The sequence below is a fragment of the Nonomuraea sp. NPDC005650 genome (assembly GCF_040605375.1).
In the GTDB taxonomy this organism is placed as follows: domain Bacteria; phylum Actinomycetota; class Actinomycetes; order Streptosporangiales; family Streptosporangiaceae; genus Nonomuraea.
In genome coordinates, this window is sequence record NZ_JBEXCR010000004.1 from 257,777 (window position 1) to 273,629 (window position 15,853).

Annotated in this window: 17 protein-coding genes; 9 read left to right on the forward strand and 8 right to left on the reverse strand. The window is 71.9% G+C overall.

All coding sequences use genetic code 11. The annotated features are described in order from the left end of the window. Window positions 1-44: 44 nt before the first annotated feature. A complete protein-coding gene (ppk2, locus tag ABZS69_RS09000) occupies window positions 45-839 on the forward strand; it encodes a polyphosphate kinase 2 (RefSeq protein WP_355368826.1) in 795 nt (264 codons plus the stop codon). 87 nt (window positions 840-926) lie between these two features. Here the strand turns inward: ppk2 and ABZS69_RS09005 are convergent, their stop codons facing one another. Continuing rightward, a complete protein-coding gene (locus ABZS69_RS09005) occupies window positions 927-1,895 on the reverse strand; it encodes a helix-turn-helix domain-containing protein (RefSeq protein WP_355368828.1) in 969 nt (322 codons plus the stop codon). Window positions 1,896-2,006: 111 nt separating this feature from the next. Here ABZS69_RS09005 and ABZS69_RS09010 point away from each other — a divergent pair, with 111 nt between their 5' ends. Then, a complete protein-coding gene (locus ABZS69_RS09010; protein WP_355368830.1) occupies window positions 2,007-2,813 on the forward strand; it encodes an ion transporter in 807 nt (268 codons plus the stop codon). A gap of 16 nt (window positions 2,814-2,829) precedes the next feature. Here the strand turns inward: ABZS69_RS09010 and ABZS69_RS09015 are convergent, their stop codons facing one another. Beyond that, window positions 2,830-3,114, reverse strand: coding sequence for a GlsB/YeaQ/YmgE family stress response membrane protein (locus tag ABZS69_RS09015; protein ID WP_355368832.1), 285 nt, complete (start codon window positions 3,112-3,114; stop codon window positions 2,830-2,832). 276 nt (window positions 3,115-3,390) lie between these two features. Here ABZS69_RS09015 and ABZS69_RS09020 point away from each other — a divergent pair, with 276 nt between their 5' ends. Beyond that, the gene (locus ABZS69_RS09020; RefSeq protein ID WP_355368834.1) at window positions 3,391-4,044 is read left to right on the forward strand and encodes a DUF305 domain-containing protein; all 654 of its coding nucleotides are present in this window, start codon (window positions 3,391-3,393) and stop codon (window positions 4,042-4,044) included. A 131-nt stretch (window positions 4,045-4,175) separates the two neighbouring features. Continuing rightward, window positions 4,176-4,982, forward strand: coding sequence for an isocitrate lyase/phosphoenolpyruvate mutase family protein (locus ABZS69_RS09025; RefSeq protein ID WP_355368836.1), 807 nt, complete (start codon window positions 4,176-4,178; stop codon window positions 4,980-4,982). A 12-nt stretch (window positions 4,983-4,994) separates the two neighbouring features. Here ABZS69_RS09025 and ABZS69_RS09030 read toward each other — a convergent pair whose 3' ends face one another. Beyond that, a complete protein-coding gene (locus tag ABZS69_RS09030) occupies window positions 4,995-6,659 on the reverse strand; it encodes a VanW family protein (RefSeq protein ID WP_355368838.1) in 1,665 nt (554 codons plus the stop codon). A gap of 278 nt (window positions 6,660-6,937) precedes the next feature. Beyond that, window positions 6,938-8,053 (reverse strand): glycosyl hydrolase 53 family protein, encoded by a 1,116-nt coding sequence (locus ABZS69_RS09035; RefSeq protein WP_355368840.1) that lies wholly within the window; start codon window positions 8,051-8,053, stop codon window positions 6,938-6,940. A 295-nt stretch (window positions 8,054-8,348) separates the two neighbouring features. Between ABZS69_RS09035 and ABZS69_RS09040 the strand changes: the two genes are divergently transcribed. The 4 genes from ABZS69_RS09040 to ABZS69_RS09055 are packed head-to-tail and all read left to right on the forward strand — an operon-like array spanning window position 8,349 to window position 11,429. Next, window positions 8,349-9,401 carry an aromatic ring-hydroxylating dioxygenase subunit alpha gene (locus tag ABZS69_RS09040; RefSeq protein ID WP_355368842.1) on the forward strand — a complete coding sequence of 351 codons (1,053 nt, stop codon included), beginning with the start codon at window positions 8,349-8,351 and terminating at the stop codon, window positions 9,399-9,401. Window positions 9,402-9,406: 5 nt separating this feature from the next. Beyond that, window positions 9,407-9,646, forward strand: coding sequence for a hypothetical protein (locus tag ABZS69_RS09045; RefSeq protein WP_355368844.1), 240 nt, complete (start codon window positions 9,407-9,409; stop codon window positions 9,644-9,646). Then, on the forward strand, window positions 9,643-10,632 hold the full coding sequence (locus tag ABZS69_RS09050) for a PDR/VanB family oxidoreductase (RefSeq protein WP_355368845.1): 990 nt from the start codon (window positions 9,643-9,645) through the stop codon (window positions 10,630-10,632). Before ABZS69_RS09045 ends, ABZS69_RS09050 begins: the two co-directional genes overlap by 4 nt. A gap of 14 nt (window positions 10,633-10,646) precedes the next feature. Then, window positions 10,647-11,429 (forward strand): IclR family transcriptional regulator, encoded by a 783-nt coding sequence (locus ABZS69_RS09055; protein WP_355368847.1) that lies wholly within the window; start codon window positions 10,647-10,649, stop codon window positions 11,427-11,429. A 10-nt stretch (window positions 11,430-11,439) separates the two neighbouring features. Here ABZS69_RS09055 and ABZS69_RS09060 read toward each other — a convergent pair whose 3' ends face one another. The 4 genes from ABZS69_RS09060 to ABZS69_RS09075 form a co-directional block, all read right to left on the reverse strand. Then, complete coding sequence (locus ABZS69_RS09060; protein WP_355368849.1) at window positions 11,440-12,294, reverse strand: aldo/keto reductase; 855 nt, start codon at window positions 12,292-12,294, stop codon at window positions 11,440-11,442. Between the two features lie 45 nt (window positions 12,295-12,339). After that, a complete protein-coding gene (locus ABZS69_RS09065) occupies window positions 12,340-12,936 on the reverse strand; it encodes a TetR/AcrR family transcriptional regulator (RefSeq protein ID WP_355368851.1) in 597 nt (198 codons plus the stop codon). Window positions 12,937-12,968: 32 nt separating this feature from the next. Continuing rightward, a complete protein-coding gene (locus ABZS69_RS09070; protein ID WP_355368853.1) occupies window positions 12,969-14,219 on the reverse strand; it encodes a cytochrome P450 in 1,251 nt (416 codons plus the stop codon). A 93-nt stretch (window positions 14,220-14,312) separates the two neighbouring features. Beyond that, window positions 14,313-15,143 carry a PP2C family protein-serine/threonine phosphatase gene (locus ABZS69_RS09075; RefSeq protein WP_355368855.1) on the reverse strand — a complete coding sequence of 277 codons (831 nt, stop codon included), beginning with the start codon at window positions 15,141-15,143 and terminating at the stop codon, window positions 14,313-14,315. A gap of 138 nt (window positions 15,144-15,281) precedes the next feature. On the opposite strand from ABZS69_RS09075, the gene ABZS69_RS09080 reads away from it, so the two are divergent. Further along, a complete protein-coding gene (locus ABZS69_RS09080; protein ID WP_355368857.1) occupies window positions 15,282-15,827 on the forward strand; it encodes a hypothetical protein in 546 nt (181 codons plus the stop codon). The last annotated feature ends 26 nt before the right edge of the window (window positions 15,828-15,853 follow it).

Here is a 15,853-nt window from a genome sequence, read left to right on the forward strand (position 1 = left end):
GCGCCAGCACCGCGCGCCCTTGTCGGTGGAAGGAGTCTGATCGCGTGAGCTCTGACAGGTTGCGGCGCAAGCCTTACGAGAAGCGGCTGCTTGAGCTGCAGGCGGAGCTGGTGAAGCTGCAGGAGTGGGTGAAGGCGGAGGGGCAGCGGGTGGTCGTGGTCTTCGAGGGGAGGGACGCGGCGGGCAAAGGGGGCACGATCAAGCGGGTCGCCGAATACCTCAACCCGCGCGTGGCCAGGATCGCGGCGCTGCCCGCGCCCACCGAGCGGGAGCGGACGCAGTGGTATTTCCAGCGGTACGTGGAGCACCTGCCGGCCGCGGGGCAGATCGTGCTGTTCGACCGGAGCTGGTACAACCGGGCCGGGGTCGAGCGGGTCATGGGGTTCTGCACGCAGGAGGAGTACACCCGCTTCCTGCACCAGTGCCCGACCTTCGAGCGGTTGCTGGTGGAGGACGGGATCCTGCTGCGCAAATACTGGTTCTCGGTGAGCGACGGCGAGCAGGAGCGGCGGTTCCGGGCGCGGCTGGAGGATCCGATGCGGCGGTGGAAGCTGTCGGAGATGGACCTGGAGTCGATCACGCGGTGGGAGGAGTACTCGCGGGCCAAGGACGAGATGATGATCTACACGCACATCCCGGAGGCGCCTTGGTACGAGGTGGAGAGCGAGGACAAGCGGCGGGCCAGGATCAACATGATCTCCCATCTGCTGTCCACGATCCCGTACGAGGAGGTGCGGCGGGCGCCCCTGGAGATCCCGGACCGGCCCGCCCCGAGCGGCTACCGGCGGCTGCCGCGGGTGGAGACGCCGGTCCCGGACGTGACCGCGGAGCTCACCTGACTCCGGCCCGCCGACCGAGGCCGCGCCGGAGCGCCGTGGCTCCTCCGGACCCGCGTCCGCTCAGCGGCCCGGTGTGCGCGTGCCCGCTCAGGGGCGTGGCTCGCGTCCGGTCGCCCTGGAACGGAAGCGCGACGGCGAGACGCCGGCCCACGCCACGAACGCCTGCCGCAAGGACTCGGCGGAGGTGAACCCGCACCGGCGGGCGATGGCCGCGACCGGCTCGCGCGATCCGGCGAGCAACTGGGAGGCCGCCTCCAGCCGCGCGTCGCGGACCAGCCGCGACGGGGTCCGCCCGACGTGTTCGACGAACAGCCTGCTCAGATGCCGCTCGCTCACCCCGGCGAGCGCGGCCAGCCGGGGGACGCTGAGATCGCCGTCGAGGTTGCTGATCACGTGGTCGACGACCCGCCGGACCAGGGCCTGGTCGGAGCGCGGGATCCGGTTGAACAGGCTCACCTGCGCCTGGTTCCCGGGACGCTTGAGGTAGGCGACCATGCCCATGGCCACGCGGCGGGCGAGCTCGGCCCCGTGGTCCTCCTCGATGAAGGCCAGCGTGAGGTCCAGCGCGGCGGTGACCCCGCCCGACGTCGCCACGTCGCCGTCCCGGATGAAGATCGGCGCCGGGTCGACGTTCACCTGCGGGTAGCGCGCGGCCAACTGCCCGGCGTAGTGCCAGTGCGTGGTGGCCCGGCGGTTGTCGAGCAGCCCGGCGGCGGCCAGCACGGTCGCCCCGGTGCACACCGACGCGACCCGCCGCGACAGCCCGGCCAGCCGCGCGACCTGGCTGACGAACCGGGGGTTGGCGGCGGCGGCCGCGTGCCCCCGGCCGCCGGAGACGACCAGGGTGTCGATCGGGCCGTTCATCCGGTCGACCCGGTGCTGCGCGGACAGCTCCAGCCCGGAGTCGCACCGCACGGGCCGGCCCATCGGGGTCACGAACAGGACCTCGTACGCCGGGTCGGCACCCTGCTGGTTGGCGTGGTCGAACCCGGTCGTCACGGACGCCACGTCCACGAGCTCGATGCCGTCGTAACCGATCACGACGATCAGCCGCATGGCCACATCGTACGGGTGCGCCGCGCCCCGCCGCGATTCTGATCTTCCGCAGCGCCGCCGCCCACTACGATGATCCATAATTGTGGTCGTCACCTGGGGGCGGGGTAGAAGTTGTCCGGGCCAGAACGCGTTCGTGCCGTCCTGGAGAGCAAGCTCGCGCAGCGGGCCGTCATCGCCGTGATCGTCGTCAACGCGATCACCATCGGCTGCGAGACGAGCGCGTACCTGATGGAGCAGGCCGGCGGGCTGCTGCACGCCGTCGACCGGATCGCGCTGGCGATCTTCACGGTCGAGATCGCCGCCCGCCTGTACGCCTACCGCAAGTCGTTCTTCGCCGACCCGTGGAACTGGTTCGACACCGCCATCGTGGCCGTCGCGCTCGTCCCGGCCTCCGGGCCCACGTCGGTGCTGCGGTCCCTGCGCATCCTGCGGGCGCTGCGGCTGGTCTCGGCGGTGCCCAGCATGCGGCGCGTGGTGGGCGCGCTGCTGACCGCCCTGCCCGGGATGGCCTCCATCATCGGCCTGCTGGTGCTGATGATCTACATCGCGGCGGTGATCTCCACGAAGCTGTTCGGGGACCTCGTGCCCGAACGCTTCGAGGACCTGCCGCGCTCGCTGTTCACCCTGTTCCAGATCATGACCGGCGACGACTGGGGCAACGTCGCGCAAGAGGTGATGCAGCACAAGCCGTGGGCGTGGGTCTTCTTCATCGTCTACATCCTGATGTCGACCTTCGTCGCGCTGAATCTGTTCATCGCGGTGGTGGTCAACGCCATGCACGAGACGGAGCCGTCCCCGGCGGAGACCCGCGCGCAGACGGAGCTGGAGGAGGTCAAGCAGGAGCTTGCGGCGGTCAACGCCAAGCTCGACCAGCTGCTGACGCGCGAGCCCGCGCCCGCGACCGGCAAGGGGCCCTGACGGCCCCGGGCCGCCGCTACCCTCGGCGCTGTCCCCGCCGCTTGCCGCCGTAGAGGCCGACCGTCAGCGAGACGCCGAGGGCCGCCAGGGCGACCTGGATGGCGAGCTCGATCCAGTCGACGCCTCCGGTGTCGGCCACGCCCAGAACGGTGGCGATCGCGGTGCCGACCATCGCCGCGACGACGCCGATCACGATCGTGAGCCAGATCGGGATGCGCTGCCGCCCCGGGATGACCAGCCGCCCGAGGGCGCCGATCACGATGCCGATGATGAGTCCGGAAATGATGCCGGTGATCGCCATGCTGAACTCCCCGACGCTCGGTGGTCCGTCTGCCCCGCACAACGAACGCCTGCCAAGCACGGTTCCTGACATCCCCCAACGAACGCACCGCCCCTCCGCCCCGCGCACCGGCCCCCTGGCACCGGCCCCCGCCTTCCGCCTTCCGCCTTCCCCGCGCGGGTTGAGGGTGCCCGTTTCCGGGGCGTCGGGAACGGAGTGTGGATCTCGTACGGTAGCAACGGGTGCTCCCGGGGAACATATGGCCAGGTCAGCCTCGTGTAGACGGGGTGTGCTGACGTGCTGAAATCGGGGGGTTCAGCGGCCATGACCACAAAACCAGCGGCTGTGCACGGCGTCTCACTGGCGACGGCCTTGGCGGTGGGGGCGTTCGTCCTCACTGCCTGCGGCGGTAATTCGACGCGTCCGGCGGGGCGGGACACGACCATGATGTCCGGGCGCGTGCCGGTCGCGACGGCGAGCGCTCAGTCGAAACCGGCTTTCGACGACGCCGACGTGATGTTCGCGCAGATGATGATCGCGCACCACCAGGAAGCCATCGAACTGGCAGAGCTGGCCACGACACGGGCAGCGACCGAGGAGGTCAAGGAACTGGCGGAGAAGATCAAGGACAACCAGCAACCGCAGATCGAGACCATGCAGGGCTGGCTGAAGGAGTGGGGCAAGGCGACGCCGGTCGGCGACGCGGCGAATGACGTGCCGGCCGGCATGACCGACGCGAACATCAAGACCCTGCTGGACTCCCGGGGCACCGGCTTCGACAAGGGGTTCCTCACGATGATGATCGATCATCACCAGGAGGCGATCGCCATGGCCCGCGTCGAGCGCAAGCACGGGAAGAACTCCCAGGCGAAGCGGCTGGCCGACCGGATCATCAAGGACCAGCAGGCCCAGGTGACGCAGATGCAGAAGCTCCTCGCCCGGATTCGATGACGCGAGGGCTCGGCCGGGCGGCGGATGCTGACATGTCCGAATATGGCCAGACCTGATCCCGTAATGTGGAGCATCCTTTGACGACGCGCGGTGCGGTGAAGTCGCGTACCGCGCCCTGGAAGGAGATCGGCATGACGCCAACCACAGACACGCGGGCCGCCCGGTTCAGAGCCCTGCATCAGGGCACGGTCCTCGTGCTCCCCAACGCCTGGGACGCCGCCTCGGCGGCCTTGATCGAGGCCGCGGGCGCGCAGGCCGTCGCGACGACGAGCGCCGGCGTGTCCTGGGCGAACGGGGCGCCGGACGCCCAGGGGCTCGGCAGGGAGCGGATGGTCGCGGCCGTGGCCGTCATCGTGGCGGCCGTGACGGTGCCGGTCACCGCCGACATCGAGAGCGGGTACGGCGACGTCGCGGGCACCGTTCGCGCGGTGATCGAGGCCGGCGCGGTCGGCGTCAACCTGGAGGATTCCCCCGGCCTCGACGGCGCGCCGCTGCTGTCGCGCGGGGACCAGGCCCGGCGCATCGCCGAGGCGCGGGCGGCGGCCGACGCCGCGGGGGTCGACCTGTTCGTCAACGCCCGCACCGACGTCTACCTGGCCGGCGTGCTGGGGGACCGGCTCGCCGAGGTCGAGGAGCGGGCGCGGGTCTACGCCGAGGCCGGGGCCGACGGGCTGTTCGTGCCGGGCCTGCTGGACCTGGACGCGATCGCCCGCCTGGCCGGCGGCCCGCTGCCGCTGAACGTGATGGCCGGGCCCGGCGCTCCGCCGGTGGAGCGGCTGGCGGAGGCGGGCGTGGCGCGGGTCAGCGTCGGCTCGGCGATCGCGCAGGCCGCGTACGCGTGCGCCGCGCGGGCGGCCGGCGAGCTGCTCGGCGGCGGCACGTACGAGACGCTCGCCGGCGGCCTCGACTACGGCAGGCTCAACTCCCTCCTCGGATGACGGCCTTGAGCGTCACTTCTCGCAGGTGAGACGGGGTTCGGGGTCGTAGACGGTGTGGAAGCGCTGCTTGCGCACGACCTTGCCGTCCTTCTTGAAGGTGCGCCACACGTCGATGGCGAACCCCTCCGAGCCCTCCATCGGGATGCACTCGGACCCGGTCTCGGTCAGGGTCTCGACGGGTTTGACGTTGTAGCGCTCCGAGCTCGTCGATTCGATGTCGTAGCGCTTGGTGCTCCAGAACTGCACGGTGACCGAGGTGTTCGTGTACGAGGCCTTGATCAGGACGCCGTAGCTGGAGTCGTTGCGCCAGCGGAAGTCCGGCTGCGGGTAGGAGACCGTGGACTCGCGCCCGGCCGGGTAGCGGGAGATGTAGTACTGGTGGGCCCGGTGCTGGACGTCCTGGAAGCCGCCGAAGAACACGGCGTTGAACATGGTGGTGGCGAACTGCGAGACCCCGCCGCCGACGTCGTTGACGAACCGGTTGTTGAGGATCATCGGCGCCTCGACGAAGCCGCGGGCGGTGTCGCGCTTGCCGACCACGTCGTTGAGCGAGAACGTCTCCCCTGGACGCACCACGTAGCCGTCCACGATGTCGGCGATGGTGTGGATGTTGGTCACCCGGGGCGCGCAGCACGGGTGCTGGGTGGTGAACGAGCTGACCTGCTCCTTGACGCCGAGCTTCGCCGCCGCCGCCGTGCTCACCCGGGGCTGCCGCGCCGTGGCGGGCAGGTCGACGCGGCGGCTGCCCGCCGCCACGGCCTTGGCGATGGCCGGGCCGAGCGTCTTGATGTCGGCGCCGTGGCCGGGCCGGGACGGGACGACCTTCGGCTTGCCCTTGACGATCTTGAAGGAGGCGTCCTTGGCCGGCGTGATCAGCAGGGCCTTGGCCATGTCCGCGGCGATCTTGTCGGCGTCGTACGACGGACGCAGGCCGCCCTGGCCGTCGGAGACGAAGCGGAGACCGGCGGCCAGCTGCACCCTGGACACGGTGGCCTGCTTGCCGCCGCTGGCCAGCGTGAGCGGGGACGCGACCGCCGTGCGCGCGGTGGAGGCGGCGATCTCCTTGACCTTGGCCTCGGTGAGCGCGGGCGGCGTCACCTGGACCTTCAGCTCGACGGTAGGGCGCGCGGCCGCGAAGGCCGCCCGCACCGCCTGGGCCGCCGCGTCGCGGTCCAGCGCGCGTCCGGGCTTGGGCAGGACCGTACGCGGCTCCAGCCCCTGATACCGGACGCCGCCCTGCACCGGCTTGGTGTCCACGCGCTTGGCCAGGCCGGCGAGCCCGGCGGCGAGCCGCTGCTCGTCCACGAGGACCCGAGGCGGGAGCCGGCGGCTGCCGAAGAGCGAGCGGGCGATGCCGGTCGGGGTGGTGGCCCCGGCCATCGCGGTCTCGATCGTGGCCCGGGCGTCGAAGTCCAGGCCCAGCTCGGCGGGCGTGAGCTGGACCCGCTTGCCGCCCGCGATCAGCGTCATCGGCTGGCGTACGCGCTGGGCGAGCTGCCGGTCGAGGTGGGAACGGGCGGCCTCGGGTGCGAGACCGCCGATGTCGACGCCGTCCACGACCGTGCCCGGCGGGACCTTCCCGGCGAGCGAGATGGCGGGCACGGCGTAGCCGAGCACCGCCACCAGGATGACGACGGCGACGACGACGAGCGTGCGCCGCGAGCGGAGGGCGCTCACGACGGCACCAGCGTGAAGGTACGGGCCGGGTGAGGGCCGGCGGCGAGGTGACCGCCGGCCGGGGAGGTCCCGGACCCGGTAACTGTGATGTCCATTTGGTCTTGGATACGGCTGGCGACCCGTTCAGAGTTCTCCGCCGACCTGACCTGGAGTGATGCCCGGGGGTCGCGCATGGTGACGGATTCTACTAGCAGATGTAGTAGGCCAGTCACCAAAACGGCTGGTCACGGCTCCGCCGCCCGCGGGACGGCGGTTGTCGAGCCGGGGTCAGGGTCGCGCTACGGGGTCCATCTGATGCCGGGATTGACGCCGCCGGTCCAGTTGAAGGTGGCCATGTTGTCCCACTGGTCGCCGGTGCCGTTGATGTTGGCCGGGTCCCAGCCGTTGCCGGCGATGGCGTACCAGGTCGGCTCCCAGTAGAAGACACCGATCGCCCCGGCGCTGCGCGCGGTGTTCTGGACGGCGGTGAAGTTGCTCGCCTGCCCCGCCCAGGTGGCCGGGTAGCCGGAGCACGGCGCCGAGCCGTTGATCGCGTTCGGCTCGCTGTCGGCGTTGTTCGCGGTGAACGGGTAGGCGGTCTCCGCGACGATGACGGGCTTGCCGTAACGGGTGCGCACGTCGCTGATCACGCTGGACAGGGTGGACAGCGAGCCGTGCCACATGCAGTAGTACGACAGGGCGGTGATGTCCCAGGGCACGCCCTTGGCGCGGATCCCGTCGTAGAACCAGCGCGCGTTCGCCAGGCTGTCGGCGTCCGCGGTGTGGATGATCACCTGGGTACCGCTGTTGCACGCCTTGGTCGCGTTGTAGCCGGCTTTCAGCAGCAGGCTCAGGTTGGTGAAGTCGTTGTTGACGACCTTGCCGTCGTTCCAGAGCATGCCGACGTTGATCTCGTTGCCGATCTGCACGCTGTCCGGGGTGGTGCCCTGCGCCTTCAGACTGGTGCAGATGTCGTACGTGTAGTTGTACACATCCGTCTGGAGCTGCGCGATGCCGTGACTGGCCCACGCCGCCGGCTTGAACTGCTTGCCCGGGTCCGCCCAGGTGTCCGAATAGTGGAAGTCGATCATCAGGCCGAGGCCCTTGGCCTTGACCGTCCTGGCGTAGGCCAGCACCTTCGCCTTGTTGTTGTAGCCGCTCGCCGGGGTGTTCCAGATGCGCAGCCGGGCGTAGTTGACCCCGGCGCCGGTGAGGATGTCCAGCGGGTCGGCGGCCGTACCGGCTGCGTTGTAGTACTTGGCCCCCAGGTCCAGGCTCCGCTGGAGCGAGGAGACGTCGGCGCCGCGCATGGAGAGGGTGGCGGCCTGGGCGGGCGTCGCCGGCGCGAGGGCGATCAGCGCCGCGAGTGTCAGCAGGAGGGTGACCCGGATCCTTCGTAAGTGGTACGTGGTCATGATCGGTCCCGTTGGTAGAGCCGAAATCCGGACTGTGTGCACGTTCACGGACGCGTGGGGCGGCGAGCTACCTGAAAAATCCACATTTAGGGGGTGAAATCGGCCTTCTGCGTACTGTGAACGTTCACAGACTGCTTGAGCATGAGGATAAAGAAGAATCCGGCACTGGGGAAGAGCGGGTTTCGCCGGTGTTTCCGCACATTCGTTTTCCGGCATCCGGAAATCGTTGTTCCGCGGCCCAGGTGACCGAGGTCACCATCGTTCACACCGGCCGCCGCACCATGAAGGAGTCGCCGTGTCGAGCATCCCCCGCGATCAGTGGTACGTCGCCGCGTACGGGCGCGAGATCGGCCAGGAGCTGTTCTCCCGCACCATATGCGGCGAGTCCATCCTGTTCTGGCGCACCCGCGCCGGGACCGTCACCGCCATGTCCGACCGCTGCGTGCACCGCCGGTTCCCGCTGTCGCAGCCGCCCAGCCGGCTCGTCGACGACCAGGTGGTCTGCGGCTACCACGGCTTCACCTACGGCGCCGACGGCGGCTGCGTCGCCGTCCCCGGCCAGACCCGGGTGCCGCGGACCGCCCGGCTGAAGAGCTACCCGGTCGTCGAACGGGACTCCTTCGTCTGGGTCTGGATCGGCGACCCGGCCGGGGCCGACGAGTCCCGGATCCCGCGCGCGCCCTGGCTGGACTCGCCCGCGTACACGACGGTGTCGGGCATGGAGCCGCTCCAGGCGCGGTTCGGGCTGCTGGTGGACAACCTGCTGGACCTGTCGCACGAGACGTACCTGCACGGCGGCTACATCGGCACCCCCGAGGTGGCGGCCACCCCGATCACCACCGCCGTGGACGAGGAGGCCGGGATCGTCCACGTCAGCCGCCACATGGACGACGCCGAATGCCCGCCGTTCTACGCTAAGTCCACCGGGCTGACCGGCCGCATCATGCGCTGGCAGGACATCGAGTACACCCCGCCGTGCCTGTACAAGCTGCACTCGCGCATCGCCCCGCTCGGCGTGCTGCCGAACGCCGACGGCAGCGACCCGGACGCCTTCCACGTCGAGGTGGTGTACGCGATCACGCCCGAGACCGAGCACTCCACGCACGACTTCTGGGCGGTGGCCCGCGACTTCGCCCTGGACGACCAGGCCGTGTCCGACTTCCTGGCCGAGCAGAACCGCACGGTGGTGCTGCAGGACGTGGCCGCGCTCGACGTGCTGGAACAGGTGATCGCGACCGAGCCGGCCGGCTACCAGGAGCTGTCGATCAACATCGACACGGGCGGGCTGGCGGCCCGGCGCCTGCTGGCCGGGCTGGCCGGGCAGGGCGCCCAGGCCGGGCGGGCGTGACGGGCATGGAGCCCGTCCCCGCCGGGCGCGGGCTGCTCCGCGTGGTGTGGCTGCCGGGGAGCGACCTGCTCCAGGGCACCTGCCACTGCGGCGCCGCGCACGTCGCCGACGGGCCCGTCGAGGTCTGGGAATGGCTCCTCGGCCACCCGACCGGCCACGCCGCCCCCACGATCCCGCCCTCACCCGACACCCCCAGCGGGACGGCGCGGCCGGACGTCCCGTCAGGTGCGGGAGGCGTCCGATGAGCGGCGGGCGCGCGCCCGGCCCGGACCCCGGCGGTCCGGCGGGCATCGAGCGCAAGCTGGTCGTGCACGCTCGCGAGCCGCTCGCCGACGGGGTCGTCGCCCTCGACCTGCGCGACCCGGCGAACGCCGAGCTGCCCGCCTGGGAGCCCGGCGCGCACATCGACCTCGTGCTCGGCGGCGACCGCGTCCGCCAGTACTCGCTGTGCGGCGACCCGGCCGACCGCACGACCTGGCGCGTCGCCGTCCTGCGCGAGCCGGACGGCCGGGGCGGCTCGGCGTACGCGCACGAGGAGCTCCACCCCGGCACGGCGGTCCTCGTGCGGGGCCCGCGCAACCACTTCCCGCTCCACCCGGCGGCCCGCTACCTGTTCGTCGCCGGAGGGATCGGCATCACCCCCATACTGCCCATGGTGCGCGCCGCGGAAGCCGCCCGCGCCCAGTGGCACCTCGTCTACGGCGGCCGTACGGCGGGCTCGATGGCGTTCGCCCGCGACCTCGAAGCCGCGCACGGAGGCCGGGTGGAGCTGCGCCCGCAGGACGAGCACGGCCTGCTCGACCTGGACGCCCTCCTGGCGCGGGCCACGCCGGACACCCTCGTGTACTGCTGCGGCCCCGCCCCGCTGCTGGAGGCCGTCGAGCGCCGCTGCGCGGACCGGCCGCCGGGAACGCTGCGCATGGAGCGCTTCGCGCCCAAGCAGGCGACCGCCCCGGCGCGGACGGGGTCCTTCGAGATCGAACTGGCCGTCTCGGGCGTCACCCTCACCGTGCCCCCGGACCGGTCGATCCTCGACGTCGTGCAGGAGGCCGGCGTACAGGTCCTATCCTCGTGCCATGAGGGGACCTGCGGCACCTGTGAGACCGCGGTGCTGGCCGGCGCGGTCGATCACCGCGACTCGCTCCTCACCTCCGAGGAGCGGGCGGTGAACGACACCATGTTCATCTGCGTCTCCCGCGCCGCCTGCCCCAAGCTGGTCCTCGAACTCTGACCAGGGAGCCGCCGATGCCGATCCCCGCCCCCAGGCAGACGGCCGAGCGTACCGGCCCGGTCGTGGCCCGCGCGCTGCAGATCCTCGGCGCGTTCACGCCCGACCGGCGCTCGCTCACCCTCAGCGAGCTGTCCCGGCACGCCCGCCTGCCGGTCTCCACGGTGCACCGGCTGGTCGCGGAGCTGCTGGCCTGGGGCGCGCTCGAACGGGACCCGGCCGGGTGCTACCACATCGGCCTGCGCCTGTGGGAGCTCGGCTCGCTCGCCCCCCGCGGCCTGGGCCTGCGCGAGGCCGCCCTGCCGTACCTGGAGGACCTGTCCCAGGTCACCCGCGAGAACGTGCAGCTGGCCGTGCGGGAGGGCACCGAGGTGGTGTTCGTGGAGCGGATCGCCGGGAGCAAAGCCGTCCCCGTGCTGACGCGGGTCGGCGGCCGCTTCGCGCTCACGGCCACGGGCGTGGGGCTCGTGCTGCTCGCGTACGCCCCCGCCGAGGTGCAGGAGCGGGTCGTGTCCGGCCCCTTCACCCGCTACACCGAACGCACCATGACCACCCCGCAGCAGATCCGCGCCGCGCTCGCCGACACCCGCGCCCGCGGCTACGCCGTCAGCGACCGGCAGGTCACCATGGACGCCCTGTCGGTCGCCGCGCCGATCCACGACGCCCAGGGCGAGGTGGTGGCCGCGGTGTCCCTCGTGGTCCACCACGGCAGCTCCTCACCCCTCGCGCTCGCCCCGCTCCTGCGCACCAGCGCCCGGGCCATCTCCCGGGCGCTGCCGCCGCCCACCGCGAGAACGTGACTGGCCCCGGTCAGCCGAGCCGGGCCAGCTCCTCCGCGCTGAGCTCCAGGTCGGCCGCGGCGGCGGAGTTGATGATCGTCTCCGGCCGGCTGGCGCCGGGGATGGGGATGACGACCGGGCTGCGGGCCAGCTCCCAGGCGAGGCAGACCTGCTGGGGGGACACGCCGCGCGCCTCGGCGATCTCGATGAAGGCGTCCCGCTGGCTCAGCTCCCCGGTGCGGCCGATGCCGCCCAGCGGCGACCAGGGCAGGAACGCCAGGCCGAGCTCGGCGCAGACGTCGACCTCGGGCTCGCTGGAGCGGAAGCGCGGGGAGTACTCGTTCTGCACGCTCACCAGGCGGTCGCCGAGGATGCCGTGGGCGAGCCTGATCTGCCCGGGGTCGGCGTTCGAGATGCCGGCCATCTGGATCTTGCCGGCGTCGTGCAGGTCCTTCAGCGCGCCGATGGTCTCCTCGTACGGCACCTGCGGGTCAGGACGGTGGTGCTGGTAGAGGCCGATGCTCTCCACGCCGAGGGCCTTGAGGGAGCGGTCGCAGGCCTCCTTGAGGTAGGCCGGGCTGCCGTTCACGGACCAGCCGCCGCCGGGTACGCGGGTGTGGCCGCCCTTGGTCGCGACGAGCACGGAGTCGGCGTCGCCGCTCCAGCGGGCCAGGGCGCGGGCGACCAGGCGCTCGTTGTGGCCGACGTCGTCATGCGAAGGCGTGTAGGCGTCAGCCGTGTCGATCAGGGTGACGCCGGCGTCCAAGGCCGCGAGAATGGTACGGATCGACTGGTCCTCGTCGGGCATGTGCCCGGCCACCGACATGGGCATGGCACCGAGCCCGATGGCCCCGACGTGGCGGTTTCCGATGGTGCGCGTTCTCATGGCGTTGTGCATGGGTCCACCCTGCCTGCTGGAGCGCACTCCAGGTCAATTCGCCGGCCCGGGCGGCGCGAGCCAGTGGCGGGCGAGGTCGCGGATGGTCTCCAGCCAGCGTCGCCGGTCCTCGCCGGCGGCGATCGCGTCTCCGGCGGCGTGCACGACGGTGAACAGGATCCGGGCCGCGATGTGCGGGTCGACGGGGCGGAACGCGCCGTCGGCCATGCCGCGGCGCAGCGCCGCGGCCAGAGCGGCGATCATGTCCAGCTCCTCGTCCATGGGCGCGAGCGCGACGTTGGAGTGGAGGACGGCGTCGTGGATCCCGCCGGGCCGGGCGATGGTGTCGACGCCCGCCGCGCATTCGGCGTCGAGGGCTGCCCACCAGTCGACCGGCCCGGTGGACTCGGCGAGCTGCCGGTATCGGTCCACGTAGCCCCGCAGCACGCGGTCGCGCACCGCGACGAGCATCTCCTCCCAGGAGGAGAAGTAGACGTAGAACGTGCCCTTGGCGGAGTCGGCCTCGGCGGTGACGGCCTGCACCCAGTTGGTCACCTCCTGCCCGGACTCCAGGAGCCGGATGGCGGCGTCGATGAGCTCGTTGCGCCTGGCCTCGGGGGAGAGGCGCCGGCGGCTCCTGGAGGTGGCCATCGCATCAGGCTAGTGCTCCGGCGGGCCGATCCTCACCGGATCACCCCCGCGTGGGCGACGCGGAGCTCGCTGACGCCGCGCAGGTTGATGTGCTCCCGGTACGGCGGGTCGGCGACGAGCCTGGGCTCCCGGACCCGCCGCGCGAACGCGGTCAGCGCCAGCCGCCCTTCGAGCCTGGCCAGCGGCGCGCCGAGGCAGAAGTGCGGGCCGAAGCTGAACCCCAGGTGCCGCAGCTGCTCGCGACGCGGGTCGAACAGGTCCGGGTCCGGGTTCGCCTCCGGGTCCCGGTGAGCCGCGGCCAGCAGGAGGATGACCAGGCTGCCGGCGGGCGCCTGCGCCGCCCCGACGCGCAGGTCCTGGTCGGCGACGCGGGCGGTGAGGTGGACGGGCGGGTCGTAGCGCAGGGTCTCCTCGACGACCGCGGGCGCCAGACCGGGGTCGTCGCGCAGGGCGGCGAGGTGGCCCGGGTGCCGCAGCAGGGCGAGCACGCCGTTGGCGATCAGGTTGACCGTCGTCTCGTGCCCCGCCACCAGCAGCAGCACGATCGTGGAGACCAGCTCGTCATGGCTGAGCGCGTCGCCGCCGTCCTCCGCGGCGAGCAGCTCGGAGATCAGGTCGTCCTGGCGCGGGCTCCGGCGCCGGCCGGCGACGAGCTCGTTGACGTAGCGGTGCATCTCGACCATGCCGCCCACCCACTCCGGGGTTTCGCCGTCCCCCTCGTCGGGGTTGGAGAAGCCGTCGAGCAGCCGGGTGAGCTGGGCGGACCAGCGGTGGAACAGCCGCTCGTCGGCCGCAGGGATGCCCAGCATGCGGCAGATGACCGTCACCGGCAGGGTGTAGGCGAGGCCGGACAGCACGTCGAACGTCTCGCCCTCGGCCTCCCGGTCGAGGGACTCGTCGACCAGCCGCGCGATGGAGCCCTCCATCCGGGCGACGGTCCTGGCGGTGAACGCGCTGCTGACCAGGCGCCGCAGCCGGGTGTGGTCCGGCGGGTCCTGGGAGAGGAACCACGGCTGCCGGACCGAGGACGGCGCGTCCGGGGGATACGGGTCGGCCGTCCGGCCGGCGTTGAAGAACCGCCCGCGCTCGGCGCTGAGCCGCGGGTCGCGCAGCAGCGTCTCGCAGTCGTGGTACTTCGCCACCACTAACGAGGACATCTCCTCGATCCAGACCGGGCCGCGGGCGCGGAACTCGGCGTAGATCGGATAGGGGTCGGCCCGCGACGCGGGATCGAGCAGCCTGCCGACCAGCTGGAGACCGGACGTCTCCGTCGCCATGGACATCTTCGCACTCCTCAGACTCTAATGACCTTAGGTCATTAATATTGACCTGAGGTCACTATGTCAACCGGTCCAGGTCAGAGCGTGCGACGGGCCTCAGGGCGTCCAGCGCATGGCCAGGAGCAGGGTGTCGTCGCTGTGCAGCACCGTGCGGTGCATCACCCGGACGAGGGTGTCGGTCAGCTCGTCCACCGGCAGGTCCCGGTGCCGCCCCGCCAGCTCGGCCAGCTCGTCCAGCCCCGCGTTGAGGTCGCGCCGGGCCTCCACCAGCCCGTCGGTGTAGAAGAGCACCAGCGTGCCGGGCGCCAGCCGCCGCTCGGCCACGTGGTCGCTGCCCGGATCGGGGTAGCCCAGGCCGCGCCCCCACGCCTCCAGGTACGTCGCCGGCTCGCCGGGCGGCACGATCAGCGGCGGCAGGTGCCCGCCGGTGGCCACCCGGAGGGCTCCCGTGCCCGGGTCGAAGCGGGCCACCAGCACGGTCCCGGCCAGGTCGGGGTAGACCGGCTGCAGGATGGCCGCGGCCCGCTCCACCACGTTCTCCAGCGGCAGCCCGGCCAGGGAGAGCACGCGGACGGCGTGGATGATGTTGAGCGCGGCACGGGTGCTGGCCACGCCGTGGCCGGCCGCGTCCACCACGACGACGTGCAGCTCGCCGCTCGGCATGACCACCACGTCGTAGAGGTCGCCGCCGGTGGGCGCGTCGTCCTCGGAGGAGGAGTAGTAGACCGCGAGCCGGGCCTGCTCCACGCGCGGGATCGGCGGGCGCAGGGCGTCCTCCAGCTCGCGGAAGATCGCCCGGTGCGCCCGCCGGAGCCGCTCGTCGCGCTCCTCCAGCTCCGCGACCAGGGCCAGCACGTCCTGCTTGGCGTCGGCGAGCTGCTCTTCCAGCCTGCGGATCCGCCGCAGGGGCCCGTCGGGGATGGACATCGCGCCGCCCCCTCCCCGTCCCCGGCAGTCGCGGACCACCGTGCCGAGCTTAGTCGGAGGACCAGGTCAAAGCCGGTTTCCCAGGGTCGCGGGCGCGTACGGCGTGCCGCGCCGGCGGTACCCCGTCACACTGGGGGCATGTCATCACGTCGATTACTCGCGCTGCTGGCCCTGTCGACACTGGCCGCCATGTCGGCGGGCTGCGGCTCGGGGACCGCGCTGAGCCAGGCGGCCATGGACCAGGCCCGGCGGCAGGGCGCGGCTCCCGATCTGATGTACGTGGTCGACCTGCCCGGGTTCGAACTGGTCGAGCAGTCGGTGGGCGGGGTCAACGAGGAGGGTTTCGGGGCGTTCTACACCGCGCCCGACGGCAGGCGCGTGGAGATGCGGATCGACCGCGGGCCGTACAAGTGCGTGGGCACGTGCGAGCGTGACGGCGGCGGCTGGTACACCGTGAACGAGGGCAACCAGGAGTACATCGCCGTGCGCAAGGACCACTACATCCGGCTGATCTGCCCGGTCGGCCAGGTGGACCGGGCGGTGCTGAAGCAGGCCGCGCAGAGCGCCCGCCCCGCGGTCGCCACGGGCTCGCCCGCTCCCGCGCCGCCGGCCCCGGTGGAGCGCGGCGACCTGCCCTCGAACGGCGACGGCGCCCCCATCCAGCCGACCGGACCCGGCGGCTGAGTCCTCGGACACGACGCCGGCGGGGG